General features: G+C 41.7%; 12 protein-coding genes. 11 read left to right on the top strand and 1 reads right to left on the bottom strand.

The features are described from left to right. The first annotated feature begins 184 nt into the window (after positions 1-184). The 6 genes from M5U24_RS10010 (at position 185) to M5U24_RS09985 (ending at position 7,515) form a co-directional block, all read left to right on the top strand. Positions 185-1,486, top strand: a complete 1,302-nt coding sequence (locus M5U24_RS10010) for an integron integrase (RefSeq protein WP_197705199.1) — start codon at positions 185-187, stop codon at positions 1,484-1,486. A 146-nt stretch (positions 1,487-1,632) separates the two neighbouring features. Beyond that, on the top strand, positions 1,633-3,411 hold the full coding sequence (locus tag M5U24_RS10005; protein WP_197705200.1) for a methyltransferase domain-containing protein: 1,779 nt from the start codon (positions 1,633-1,635) through the stop codon (positions 3,409-3,411). A gap of 332 nt (positions 3,412-3,743) precedes the next feature. Further along, a complete protein-coding gene (locus M5U24_RS10000; protein ID WP_157820598.1) occupies positions 3,744-4,100 on the top strand; it encodes a TolC family protein in 357 nt (118 codons plus the stop codon). A 588-nt stretch (positions 4,101-4,688) separates the two neighbouring features. Then, entirely contained in the window at positions 4,689-4,910 is a 222-nt protein-coding gene (locus M5U24_RS09995) for a hypothetical protein (protein WP_099325730.1), read from the top strand. Then, positions 4,883-5,152, top strand: a complete 270-nt coding sequence (locus tag M5U24_RS09990) for a type II toxin-antitoxin system RelE/ParE family toxin (protein ID WP_099325731.1) — start codon at positions 4,883-4,885, stop codon at positions 5,150-5,152. Before M5U24_RS09995 ends, M5U24_RS09990 begins: the two co-directional genes overlap by 28 nt. Positions 5,153-5,310: 158 nt before the next feature. Next, on the top strand, positions 5,311-7,515 hold the full coding sequence (locus M5U24_RS09985; RefSeq protein ID WP_205713327.1) for a thioredoxin domain-containing protein: 2,205 nt from the start codon (positions 5,311-5,313) through the stop codon (positions 7,513-7,515). Between the two features lie 1,009 nt (positions 7,516-8,524). On the opposite strand, the gene M5U24_RS09980 is transcribed toward M5U24_RS09985, so the two are convergent. Continuing rightward, on the bottom strand, positions 8,525-9,061 hold the full coding sequence (locus M5U24_RS09980; protein ID WP_261341104.1) for an IS4 family transposase: 537 nt from the start codon (positions 9,059-9,061) through the stop codon (positions 8,525-8,527). Positions 9,062-9,547: 486 nt separating this feature from the next. On the opposite strand from M5U24_RS09980, the gene M5U24_RS09975 reads away from it, so the two are divergent. The 5 genes from M5U24_RS09975 to M5U24_RS09955 form a co-directional block, all read left to right on the top strand. Then, entirely contained in the window at positions 9,548-10,372 is an 825-nt protein-coding gene (locus M5U24_RS09975; RefSeq protein ID WP_099325734.1) for an A24 family peptidase, read from the top strand. A 279-nt stretch (positions 10,373-10,651) separates the two neighbouring features. Next, positions 10,652-11,299 (top strand): OmpA family protein, encoded by a 648-nt coding sequence (locus M5U24_RS09970; protein WP_099325735.1) that lies wholly within the window; start codon positions 10,652-10,654, stop codon positions 11,297-11,299. 10 nt (positions 11,300-11,309) lie between these two features. Continuing rightward, positions 11,310-11,933 carry an imidazole glycerol phosphate synthase subunit HisH gene (gene hisH, locus M5U24_RS09965; RefSeq protein ID WP_099325736.1) on the top strand — a complete coding sequence of 208 codons (624 nt, stop codon included), beginning with the start codon at positions 11,310-11,312 and terminating at the stop codon, positions 11,931-11,933. A 131-nt stretch (positions 11,934-12,064) separates the two neighbouring features. Next, the gene (hisA, locus tag M5U24_RS09960) at positions 12,065-12,796 is read left to right on the top strand and encodes a 1-(5-phosphoribosyl)-5-[(5-phosphoribosylamino)methylideneamino]imidazole-4-carboxamide isomerase (RefSeq protein WP_099325737.1); all 732 of its coding nucleotides are present in this window, start codon (positions 12,065-12,067) and stop codon (positions 12,794-12,796) included. 104 nt (positions 12,797-12,900) lie between these two features. Next, on the top strand, positions 12,901-14,009 hold a 1,109-nt coding region (locus M5U24_RS09955), incomplete at its 3' end, for a DNA methyltransferase (protein WP_298202309.1).

Here is a 14,009-nt window from a genome sequence, read left to right as displayed (position 1 = left end):
TACAGCATTTTACGTCTCTCTCTTATATGCAGGCAAATGCTTCGCCCCTACCCAGAATGTTTTTCGAAAAACAGATTTATTCGACTATATTAGGAAAAACGTTGATACGACTTCGTATAGTCTGTATAATTCCACAAAATAAGAACTTTGTATTTTATGGAATATTTGTCCATTTAAGGATTTTATGTTGAATAATATACTACCTGAATATCAAAAATATTTAATTTTCAATAAACTTGTTCCTGAAAAAAATGTCCAGTTTTACGCCTTGTGGGTGAGTAAGTTTCTGTCGTTTTCAAACAAAAATGAGGCTTTTACCGTTGATATCAAGATTGAGAAGTTTTTGGAATCTCTATCCAATGATGAAGAAATAAGAGACTGGCAAATAGAGCAGGCCAAGACAGCATTACATTTATATGTTAATAATTTTCTTGAAGGCGACAAATCGTTAATGGATCCAAACTACCAGAAGAATAACCATAGTAAATTTCCCGACTTTAATGCTGTTATTGATAAATTACGAGAATTAATACGTTTAAAACATTATTCATACAGCACGGAGCAAACTTATATTGAATGGGCAAAAAAATTTCATACCTTTATTTTAGATTCGAAGGGAATCAAATTTGAAATAGATACATTGGATTCAAATGATGTCCGTAATTATTTAAGTTATCTGGCATTGAAGCAAAGAGTGTCGTCTTCAACTCAGAATCAGGCATTCAGCGCGTTGTTGTTCTTATTTAAAAATGTGTTGAATGTTGAATTGGGTGATTTAGGAGATACTGTCAGGGCGAAACGTGGGACAAAATTGCCGGTGGTTTTGGCGGTGGAAGATGTGCAGGAATTATTTAAACAGGTAAAAGGAAGGAATCTTCTTATTATTCAGTTGATATACGGTTCCGGGCTCAGGCTTATGGAACTGGCCAGATTGAGGGTTAAGGATATTGATTTTGATTCGAATATGATTTTTGTACGCAGCGGCAAGGGCGATAAGGACAGGTCAACCATGCTTCCTGAATTTGTTAAACCGGAGCTGAAATTGCATCTGGATAAGGTCAAAGTACTGCATAATGAGGATGTGGAAAAAGGATACGGTGAGGTATATTTGCCGAACGCGTTAGATAGGAAATATCCCAACGCGCCGAAAGACTGGGGATGGCAGTATGTTTTTCCTTCCGAAAGGCTTTCCGTTGATCTGAGAAGCGGGAAAATCAGGCGGCATCATTTAAGTGATAAGGCGATTCAGAATATGGTAAAAGGGGCAGTTAAAAAAGCAGGGATTGTCAAAAATGCGTCTGTTCATACCTTACGGCACAGTTTTGCGACCCATCTTTTAATGAACGGGGTTAATATCCGGGAGGTTCAGGACTTACTTGGGCATAAGAATCTCGAGACTACGATGATTTATACGCATGTAATGCGGGATATGTCGAATGCGCCGAAAAGCCCGCTGGATAATCTCTATGGGAAAAAAAAGCTATAACAAAATTGATAAACGGGTGCAACCTCTGTATTATGTAAATCGACTATGCTGCAATAGGAAATCGGAGATTCCGGGGACACCATACTTAATTTTAGGAGGTTAGAACCATTAATACGCCAAAGGTTTATTTAAAACAGCTCGAAACGTTGTGGTTTCAGGTAACAGGCACTCATTGTAACCTACAGTGCGCCCATTGCTTTATCTCCTGCGGCCCCAAAAATACAACGCATGAGATGATAACCATTGATACAATACAGTGGTACTTGAAAGAGGCTGCAATGCTGGGTGTAAAAGAATTTTACTTTACCGGAGGCGAGCCTTTTTTACATCCTCATATAGTAGATATTTTACAAGAGTCACTAAAATACGGTCAGACCACAGTCCTTTCAAATGGCACCTTAATAACAGAGGATATTTCACAAACGCTAGCCCAGGTATCTCGCACATCCAAACATAAATTAGCATTCAGGGTAAGCCTGGAAAGTTTTATAGAGGAAGAAAATGACCAGATTCGTGGAGAGGGAGCATTTAAGATGGCAATCAGGGGTATTCAATCCCTGACACATGCTGGTTTTAATCCGATTATTACGGTAGCCGATTGGTCGAAATATGGAAAGTTTACGAAAGAAACGGCAGAAGAACTTCAGTTGCTTGAACGTTCTTTGAATATCCCACAGTTAAGACTCAAAAAACTACCTTTGGTTCTCCTGGGACGATGCGCCGAATTTGTCAGACCTTACGATGAGGGCGAACGGGTTACCGATCAGTGCTTTGATAATTACCCGATGGACAATCTCCAATGTACTACCAGCCGTATCGTGACCAGTAAAGGGGTCTTTGTCTGTCCAATACTTATTGACGATCCCAAAGCATGGATGGGACGGACTTTGCAGGAATCCCTCAATCCATATACGATGGAATCGCCCGCTTGTTATACCTGCAGAACAACGGGATTAACCTGTAAAAATGAAGCGGATGATGCTAAGGATGCGGTCAGGAAATCGGTTAATGAATTTTATGCGGCGGCCGCCATTCAGCCCCAAAAGGAACTATGCTGTCCCACCAGTTATAATGCGGCGGATATATCACACATTCCCCTGGAGGCGCTGAATATCTCATATGGATGTGGTAGTCCAGTGACACAAGCCAACATCAAATCTGGGGAGAACGTGTTGGATTTGGGATCCGGCGGTGGAATAGACTGTTTTATTGCGGCAAAAATGGCCGGAGAACAGGGACAAATTATCGGGGTAGACATGACAGACGAAATGCTGAGAAACGCCAATGCCACAAGAGAGATTGTTGCGCGGAACCTTGGTTATAATAACGTCCGTTTTATGAAGGGGTTTCTGGAAGAAATACCGGTTACGGATGAATGTGTCGATTTGGTAACATCCAATTGTGTCATTAATTTGTCAGCACAAAAGGAGAAGGTCTTTCAGGAGATATTCAGGGTACTAAAGGCGGGCGGCAGATTTGTGATATCTGATATAGTTTCCGACAGGGAAGTTCCTGTGTCTATGAAACAGGATAAAAAATTGTGGGGCGAGTGCATTTCCGGGGCAATTACAGAAGCAGAGTTTTTTAATATAACAAGGAAGATTGGTTTCTACGGACTGGAAATAGTAAATCGTTATCTCTATAAAGAAGTGGACGGCTTTACGTTTTATTCTATAACTGCGCGGGGACACAAATTTAAGAAATCAAAGGAGTGCGTGTACACCGGCCAATATGCAATCTATAAAGGGCCATTCAGTAATGTCTCAGATGATGACGGCCATACATATCCGGTAGGAACGCCAATAGAAATTTGCATTGATACGGCATGGAAACTCTCAAACCCTCCATATGAAGGGATGTTTATACTGTCCGGTGGTATGCAAAGCAAAGATGTAAAGACAGCATGCGGGCCAAAATGCTGTTAAGATAAAATTAAAAAGAATGGTGTAGCATGTAACATATCCTTTCTCGTATTCTGCCGAATCGTCAACTGCCATTTAACCTAACAAGTTCTTTTTATTTTTTTGCAATAAAATCAGGGCTTGGGAAAATATAGCTTTGCAATCGGCAATCTACAGTCGGCAGTTGACCAATGACTAAGACCAAATGACTAATGCAAACAAAACTAAGCAGTGCTTTCTTGAACTGTTAAATCCCCATAAGGATTTACTGTACAAATACGGCAAACACATAATACGGAACGTGAATGATGCTGAAGATGCATTGCAAACAACGATTATGAACGCCTACAAGACTCTTGATATATTTATGGACAATAGGTTCCGGCGGGCTTTTTTTCAAGGGACGCAGGGAAAAGGCTGACGTCAGATACCGGTCATCTGAAATACCATTGGCAAAGGTACAGCAGGATATCATACAAGATATAATCGTTGTCCATACACAGGTACATATCAGGCAGGAACAAATAACGATTGCAAAACAAGGTGTTATGGATGCGGAGAAATCTCTCAGGCTGAATGAAAACCGGCTGAAACATGGTATGGGATTGCCCCTTGAGGTATACTACAGGCCGAAGACGCCTTTATACAAGCAAGAAGGGATCGTATCCCGGCAATTATCGATTATAACAAGGCGCAATACACACTTTTTGTAAGTGTGGGAAACAGACCCTGGCGCCGGCATACCTCACTTGAAAGTCTTTGCAATCCGAACGGATGCTTTCCCGATTTTTTGTAAAAAAATTCAAAGGTAGGGTGCATTAAGCGATAGCGAATCCACCATTCAATACCATGTCCCTACAATAAATATCTCATCAATAATTAAGTATGGCGTCCCCTGAATATGATCACAAAAATTGACATTCAGGTTTTTATTGACAAAGCTTTTTAAAAAAATTACCCTTGTGCAAGGATGAACGAAGCAAAGCCGACTCTGCATTAAAGATAATTTTTGTAACTATTCAGCGTAATTTATTAAACTACCGGAGATCAGAGCGCAACTCGTTACCAAACCACAGTTTGGGAACACAATTGCACTGGAAACTTTGTTTCCAGTGCGTGTCAGACTTGACGAATTACAAACTGTCTTAACCCTGTGATTTTATTCCCTATCTATCAGCAAACAGGCGAGAAACCGGAGTTTCTCGAACAAATGCATTCCCAAACTGGAGTTTGGGAACGAGCCGTGTATCGTTTACTCTGAATAGTTACTAATTTTTCCATGTTTAAGGAGATATAACAAAATGATAAAAAAATTAGCCAAATTTAAACCCCGGTATGTTCTCGATAAGAAAGGTAAAAAAATTGCTGTTGTTTTTGATCTTCATGAATATCAATCTATTATAGAGTTTATTGAAGATGTCGAAGACTCCAGAGACCTATTAAAAGCGGAATTGAACGCCACCGACTTTACACCGTACGAGGAATTCCGGAAAAAATGGCTAAACCACAAGGTTATCAGATAATTCTTGAAAAGAGGGCTAAGAAGGAAGCTGAGAACATTCCTCCGCCACAGAGACACAGAATTGACAAAGCCATTAGTTCTCTTTCGGTTAATCCAAGACCTGTCTCATGTAAAAAAATTACACAAAAAGAAGGTTATCGCATTCGTGCCGGAAACTATAGGATTCTTTATACGATAGATGATAAAGCAAAGATAATCGTTATTTACCGCATAAAAGTAAAAGGCAAGGATACGTATAAATAAATTGATTATAACAAGGCGCAATACACACTTTTTGTAAGTGTGGGAAACAGACCCTGGCGCCGGCATACCTCACTTAAAACACGCACCTGAAAGTCTTTGCAATCCAGACACTTGTATTGGCAGCAATTCTGAAACATATGAGAGTAAAGGCCGCGCATATGAAAAAAACTTTATTTATATTTCTCGCCATATTCACAACCATATCTGCGGTGAATTTAAGAAATGTATCTTCCGATGCTGAGACAAAGGAAATGAAACATAGCTCCGCGCTCAACGATGCCGGAAAGAAACACAACAGGCTTATCCATGAAAAGAGTCCGTATTTACTGCAGCATGCAGACAACCCCGTAGACTGGTATGCCTGGGGGCCTGAGGCCTTTGAAAAAGCCAGGAAGGAAAACAAACCCATCTTCCTTTCCATTGGTTATTCAACCTGTCACTGGTGCCACGTAATGGCGCACGAATCATTCGAAGATCCGGAGGTTGCCAGGTTAATGAATGAGGTATTTATCTGTATTAAGGTAGATAGAGAAGAGCGGCCTGACATAGACAATATTTATATGCGTGTCTGCCAGATGATGACGGGCAGTGGCGGCTGGCCGCTTACTATTGTCATGACGCCTGACAAAAAACCCTTTTATGCCGGCACATATATCCCGAAGAAAAGCTATGGACGGATAGGCATGCTGGACCTGGTACCCCGTATCAAAGAATTATGGAACATACAACACGCTGATATTCAAAAATCAGCCAATCTGATTACGGCCAGTCTTGGCCAGTTTTCTCATGACCCTTCAGAGGCAAGGCTTGACGCCTCTACCTTAAAGGCTGCATATGAGCTGCTCGCCAGGCGCTTTAGTGAGCAGCATGGCGGTTTCAGCACTTCGCCAAAATTCCCTAGCCCCCAAAACCTTCTCTTCTTACTGCGCTACTGGAAGAGTACGGGCGAAGGGAATGCCCTTAGGATGGTGGTCAAAACCCTCCATTCCATGCGGAAAGGCGGCATATACGACCACATCGGATATGGTTTTCATCGATATTCTACTGACCCCGAATGGCTCGTCCCCCATTTTGAAAAAATGCTTTATGATCAGGCAATGCTGGCAATGGCATATACAGAGGCATATCTGGCAACGGGGAGGAAAGAATTCGGTGAGACCGCAAAAGAGATATTTGCATACGTTATGCGTGACATGACAGACCCGAAAGGAGGATTCTGCTCTGCCGAGGATGCTGACAGCGAGGGTAAGGAGGGGAAGTTTTATGTCTGGACAGAAGAGGAGATTCGCCATGCCCTCAAAGAAGATGATGCAAACCTGATTATCAATGTATTTAACATCGAAAAGGCAGGTAATTTCAAAGATGAAATAGCCGGCAGGAATACGGGAGACAACATCCTGCATCTGAAAAAAAGCCTTGCAGAAATAGCCTTAGAGAATAAGACATCATTGGATGAACTCAAAGAACGTGTCGAAACTGCCAGAAGGAAATTGTTTGCTGTGCGCAGTAAAAGAATTCGTCCGCACAAGGATGATAAAATATTGACAGACTGGAACGGGCTAATGATAGCTGCCCTGGCAAAAGGGGCGCAGGCATTTGATGCGCCGGAATATTTGGCTGCGGCAAAACGTGCGGCAGACTTTATTCTTTCGGACATGCGCAGGCAGGATGGAAGATTGCTGCACCGTTACCGTGGCGGCCAGGCAGGCATACCGGCCTTTGCAGATGATTACGCCTTCTTTATATGGGGACTACTTGAACTCTATGAAACAAACTTCAATGTAAATTATCTCCGGACAGCGCTGGACCTGAACAGTGACATGATAAAACATTTCTGGGATAATCAAAACGGTGGTTTTTATTTTACTGCGGATGATGCAGAGGACCTTATCGTTCGGCAGAAAGAAGTCTACGACGGCGCCATACCATCCGGGAATTCAGTAGCGGCCCTGAACTTATTCAGGCTTGCGAGAATCACCGCAGACCCTGAGCTTGAAGAGAAGGCAAATAAAACAATGCTCGCCTTTTCCACGGAGGTGAAAAAAATGCCTGCCGGTTACACACAGATGATGATAGGGCTTAGTTTCGGAATAGGCCCTGCTTATGAGATTATCATAGCAGGCAACCCGCGCGCAGTGGACACCAGGGACATGCTTAATACTCTCAGAAGACATTTTATACCCAATAAGATCGTACTCTTAAGACCGACAGATGAAGAAACCCCGGAGATCACCAGAATCGCCAAATTCACAGAGCATCAATCAGGCATAGACGGCAAAGCTACCGCTTATATCTGCCGTGATTACACATGTAAGATGCCTGTGACAGATACGAAAGAAATGCTTAAACTGCTCAAAGAATAGGGAACACTTCCCGTATTTCATTATAGCCCGCCGCTTCTTTTATATTTGCGGTTTATGTATTATGTGTATACCGGATTTGTCCCGCCTATCCTTCTGGCAAGGGATTCTTCTTGTTCAGGCGTCACAAGTATATGGACGTGGTCTGTCATAAGACAGTATGGGGTGCATTCCCGATTTTTTGTATATCTTCACACATTTTGTTTTTTTACAAAGAATTGTAATACTTTAGTCCTATGAAAAAAACCGCTCGTTCCCAAGCTCCGGCTTGGGAACGTAATTGTGTTGGAAGCTCCAGCTTCGAATGGAAAAGGGAATGAACCCATTATGTCAGCTTGGAGGCTTTTCAGTATGTTACCCAAGATATTTGGGAACCTCTTTTGAATCGAATAATACATGAAGCTTCGCTTGCCGGCTAAATGGAAGCTAGAGCTTCCAACACAATTACGTTCCCAAGCCGGAGCTTGAGAACGAGCATTTTTGTTTTTCAAAAATCTAAACTGTTACAAAAAATCAGGAATGCTCCCAACAGTATGCCCAAATATCCAACCCCCGTTTTTTGCTATAGACACTGAGAGTTTTTAGATAAAACGCCTTGTCTTCATCGTCAAAAAAGACGTCTCCCTGATTGTTTCCACGTTGAGTGATATGGTGCGGATAATTCACAGCGCATACTCTCGCTATTTTTTTGGCATACAGAGGAAAATATCACACCTTAAAGTGCATGTCAAAAATATGGGAAGTGTCCCTCCAATTCCTGTAATGCATCGCGCAGCCTTTGGGCATTTCGAAATGCGAATTTGTGTAACACTTTAGCTTTTTGAAAAATTCCTACAATAACGATATACCGTATTAATGCATCAGGAGCAAGGATGCTCCGGCATATCTTAGTTTTTTGAAAATGTAGCGCTGATCCCTTGTGGTAGGCTTGTGCGGGGGATAAACCTCCCGCGCTACGTATTCTGTTTAGTACTTATCAAATTCCCCTCATGGAAGGGGTAAGGGCTTATGTTTATACACATCTTTTTCCATTCCGTGTTTTCGGTTGCACAGGCCCAAAGGCTTTCCAGGCCAATGTGAAGTCTACCATTCGTTGCAGGCCAACCCACATGGTTTTTTGGCCTGGTGAGCCATCGCATTTGCGATTTAAGTATCCTCCCAGACTTGATACCATTACGGTAAAGTCTCCGGGCGATGGCGGGGTTTCGGGTGGAGCTTCATTTTTGGCAATCATATACACGGGTTTCCATTCATCATCCTCTAAAAGTGCTGTACACGGCAAATCCGGGCATTCCCTTCCAAACATGGTAACAAACAATACCCGCCATGCTACTATCATATAAAGAGCAATACACGGCTTGATACGCTCCGCTGTCTCCAATTGGCGCTCTTCTATCTTGCAACCGCTCTTTAATACTTTAAAATATATCTCTATCTGCCATCGGCAAAGGTAACATTCCACCACGAGACACGCTTGCCTGAAGGTGTCTGCGGGGAGGCTGGTGAGCAGCAACCAGGCGATCGGCTCTTCTCCTCCGGGAGGATTGATCTCTTCACTGAAGGGCGTCGTGGGTAAACGACCTTCCGCATAATCGCTCTGGTATTCCTTTATTCATCCATCATCTCCTTGTAATGCAGTTTGTATTTACTCAAAAAGATAATTATAATTATTCAGTGTTTCTGTACCCAGCTAAATTTCTTAATATATCTTCTCCCTCGCCACAATGACTCTAAGGAAACGAAAAAGATGTGTATAAACATAAGGGGTAAGGGGTGGGTAAAAGTGAATGTTGTTGGGTTTTTGTCTTTTATAACCCAACCTAATTTATATTCGTTTATTATGACTTTGGCGTTGCCGTGGCGTAGAATGCTTTTAACTTGCATTCACCAACATGTTATGATATACAGTTGTGAACATTTTCTTTACGTATTTTGAAGGGCTACCGTTTAATAAAAAGGAAGTATTACTATCCAGAAAAATATACCGGATGTTTCTCATCCGTGGTTCTACCTTGTATTTTTTGTTGCGGGATTAGTGGTAGGGAGTTTTCTCAATGTCTGTATCTATCGAATCCCGAAGAATAAATCCTTGATACATCCCCGCTCATTTTGCCCGCACTGCAAGGTGTCTATCAATTGGTTTGATAATATTCCTGTTATTAGTTATATGTTTCTGCTTGGGCGTTGCCGGGCATGCGGAAACAGGTTATCAATACGTTATCCGCTCGTAGAATTGCTGACAGGTTGTGCTTTTTTACAACTGTATTATATTTTTATTGTATGCCGAAGTGAATCTTTCTGTGTGCTTTTTGGATATCTGGCTCTTTGTTGTGCGCTGATAATATCTGCCTTTGTTGATCTTGAATTACGCATAATTCCCAACGAAATCACCTTTATCGGTATTCCGGTCTTTGTTGTTTTAAGTATTGTATGTCCGGATCTGCATCATGCACAGAATACATTGAGAAGATTTACCTTTATTGACATACACCGGCTAGACTCGTTTATTGCCTCGCTCATCGGTATTTTTACCGGAGGCGGACTCATTTTCCTATGCGGTGTGATGGGAAAACTTCTTTTTAAAAAAGATGCCATGGGTTTTGGCGATGTAAAACTTATGGGTATGATTGGCGCTGTTGTCGGCTGGAAGCTGGCGGTGGCGGTATTTTTTGTTGCGCCATTTTTCGGACTTCTGATGGCAATCCCCGTATTTGTGTTTAAAAAAAGCCATTTGATCCCTTACGGGCCGTTTTTATCGATAGCTGCTTTGGTATGCATCTGTTTTCAGGATTATTTTATAGGGCAAATCAATTTATATATACTGGTATTCCGTGTTTTTTTAAATGGTTTTCCTGCCTAAAAATGCGGTATTTATCCTGTCAAAGCACCTATAGTCAAACAAATCTGATTTTTGAAAAGTAGGGGTTAAGCATTTGCCAGTTTGGGTATGAACTTATTTATGACAATTTATAGCAAATGCTTCGCCCCTACACTATACGGCAAACATCACTATTATTGGAATTTTTCAAAAAACTACAGTGTTACCAAAAAGAATGTATTTTTATAATGAGAAACTGCTTTGCGGTTTTCTGTATCCCTTAATTTCTAGTGGCATTGCTCGTGAAAGGAAAAAAAGAATATGTTAAAAAAGGTTGGATTGATGCGGGGTATTTGTCTTTTGGGAATGTTCGGAATGTTTGCGGTGGGAACAGGGTGTGGCGAGCTTAAGCAATTACGCGTTGAAAATCAGCAGTTGAGCCAGAGCCTTGCCAGTCTGCAGCAGGAAAACGCGAACCTTTCGGCGACGGCAAGCAGGTACGAAAGCGAACTCAACAGGCTTGAAAATTCGAGACGGGATCTTGAGTCAAAGCTGGCAGGCACAGGAGCAATCACAAAAATAAAGGACGGCTCTGTTTCTATTGTATTGCCAGACTCAATACTCTTTGATCCTGGACAAACGAAATTACGTGAACAGTCAAAGGCGACTTTGAAAAAAATAGCCGGAATATTGAAAACCGATATTTCAAATGAAATGGTAAGGATAGAAGGGCATACGGATAGTGATCCTATTCAAAAGCAAAAAGATAAATACCCTTCAAACTGGGAACTTTCAACCGCAAGGGCAAACTCTGTTTTGCATTATTTGGTAGATGAATGCGGCATTTCTCCCACAAGGGTATATGTTGCCGGGTTTGGGCAATTTCAGCCCATTTCGGACAATAAAACAAAGGCAGGCAAGGCGCAAAACCGCCGTGTAGAGTTTGTTATTATTAGCGGGGGTGGCTGAAACGCACTGCATGATTACCGTTGTCGATTATGGGATGGGGAACCTTCGCAGCGTAGAGAAAGGGTTCGAACGGTTTGGTTTTGAAGTCAAGGTAAGCGACAATCCAAACGATATCAAACATACTGACAAGCTGGTGCTGCCAGGGGTAGGCGCCTTCAAGGATGCCATGATCGGATTACAGAAGAGAGGATTAATAGAACCCATCATTGACTTTGTCCGGCGCGGGAAACCATTTCTGGGCATATGCCTCGGTCTTCAGTTGTTGTTTTCACGAAGTTGTGAAGATGGTGAGCACATGGGGCTGGACATTATCCCGGGCAAGGTAATTCGATTTGATTTTTCCGGCAGGCAAACAAATGAAAAATTAAAAATTCCCCACATGGGCTGGAATCAGATTGATATTGTCAGGCAGGATAATCCCCTCCTGAAAAACGTTCCTTGTAACTCGTATATGTATTTTGTGCACTCGTACTATGTATGCCCTGAAGATAAAAATGTTGTTGCTACGGAAACGGAATATGGTGTGCGATTTACTTCAATGATATGGCACAAAAACATTTTTGCCACGCAATTTCATCCTGAAAAAAGTCAAAAATACGGCCTTGCCATACTTGAAAACTTTGGGAATTTATAGTGTAGGGGTGAAGCATTTACCATAAACTGTCATAAATGCGTTCATACCCAAGCTGGCAAATGCTTCGCCCCTACACAACCCTGTATGGGTTTGTTTGTGTTTTTTAACCTTTAAACATCTGACCTTATCCTATGATTATTTTTCCGGCAATCGACTTAAAAGGCGGGAAATGTGTGCGATTAACCCAGGGGAAAAAAGACGAAGAAACCGTCTTTTCCGATGACCCCGTGGATATGGCGAAATCATGGGAAGATCAGGGTGCACAGTATCTGCATGTGGTTGACCTTGACGGGGCATTTGACGGGCTGCCTAAAAATCTTTCTATCGTAGAACAGATTGTCAACAACATAAACATTCCCATCGAATTCGGCGGCGGTTTAAGGACCACTGAATCAGTAAAATCCGTGCTAGGCCTCGGTGTGGAAAGGGTAATAATAGGAACAAAGGCCATCGATTCCCCATCATGGGTTGAAGAACTTTGTTCCCTATTTCCCGGGCGTGTCGCGGTTGGCATTGACGCGAAAAACGGCAAAGTTGCCGTGCATGGATGGACGTCTCTCAGTGAAAAAACTGCCATAGATTTCGCACGAGAGATGGAGAAATTCTCGCCATGCGCGATTATTTTTACTGACATTTCAAAAGATGGAATGCTTCAGGGACCAAACATTGAAAGCCTGAAGGAACTTTTATCCTCTATAAAAACCCCGGTAATTGCTTCCGGAGGAATATCCTCGCTCAAAGATATTGAATACATCTGTCAATTGCCAGTAGAGGGTATGATTGTGGGAAAGGCGCTCTACACGGGACACATTAAATTCTCAGAGGCGAAGCAATTGTGCGATTCGATTTGCCTGAATAAATAATACGCCACTGAACTTCAATTCATCCTGTAAGCCGGGGTTAAAGTACGAAACCCAACCGTTCGGTAAATACCGCAAACCGTTTGCTAAAATAAGATAAAACAAAAATGCAAGACATTTTGACAATTAAAGAAGCCAGTGAATGGGCGACAAACTACCTGAAAAAAAATGTAACGACTTCAAATATTTCTTACTTAATACAATACGGAAGGATTAAAAAGATTGGAGACAATGGAACGGTACAGGTTTCCAGACAGGACTTAATAAATTACTACAAATCTTTCAATGGCAAACGAGAAGTCTCCTGGAAAGACCAACTCGGTAACGACTTAAATTGGGCTTTATCATTTGACCAATACAAAGAAGCAGAAACAACCAAGCATGTTCACCGGCTTCATCCTTACAAGGGCAAATTCATTCCTCAACTTGTAGAGTATTTTCTTGACGACCACACCGACAATTTCAAAACAGAGATATATTTTAAAAAAGGTGACATTATTCTAGACCCTTTTTCCGGTAGCGGCACTACAATGGTTCAATGTTGCGAACTTGGAATGCATGCAATCGGCATTGATGTTTCAGCATTCAATGCCCTTATTGCAAATTGTAAAGTGACCAAATATAACTTGATTAATGTCCAAACAGAAATTAACCGCATCACAAAAGCATTAAAAGAATTCCTTTTTAATTCACAGACTTTGGAGTTTGAAGAAAAACTGTTACAAGCACTTTATGAATACAACAACAAATATTTCCCTATTCCTGAATATAAATACCGTTTAAGACAAGGCGAGATTGACGAAGTACAATATGGAGCAGAAAAAGAAAAAGAGTTTTTGCCTGTTTACAACAAACTTCTTAAACAATACGAGCTGAAACTCCGCCAGGAAAAATCCGACACGTTTCTTGGCAAATGGTATTCTCAGCATATCCGGGAAGAAATTGAATTCGTATTCAATGAAATTAAGAAAATCAAAAACATTGACACCAAGAAAATTATCAGTGTAATTCTAAGCCGGACAATTCGAAGTTGCAGAGCAACTACCCATGCGGACCTTGCGACTCTTATCGAACCAGTGTCAGCTACTTATTATTGTGCGAAACACGGCAAAATATGTAAACCGCTTTTCTCCATCTTAAAATGGTGGGAAACATATACCCGGGATACCGTTAAACGGATCGCCCAGTTTGACAAGCTGAGAACACAAACTTTCCA

This window comes from Candidatus Kuenenia sp., assembly GCF_027493735.1.
GTDB classification, from domain to species: Bacteria; Planctomycetota; Brocadiia; order Brocadiales; family Brocadiaceae; genus Kuenenia; species Kuenenia stuttgartiensis_A.
The sequence above is the reverse complement of the archived record's forward strand: the minus strand, read 5'-3'. Positions and strand labels throughout refer to the sequence as shown.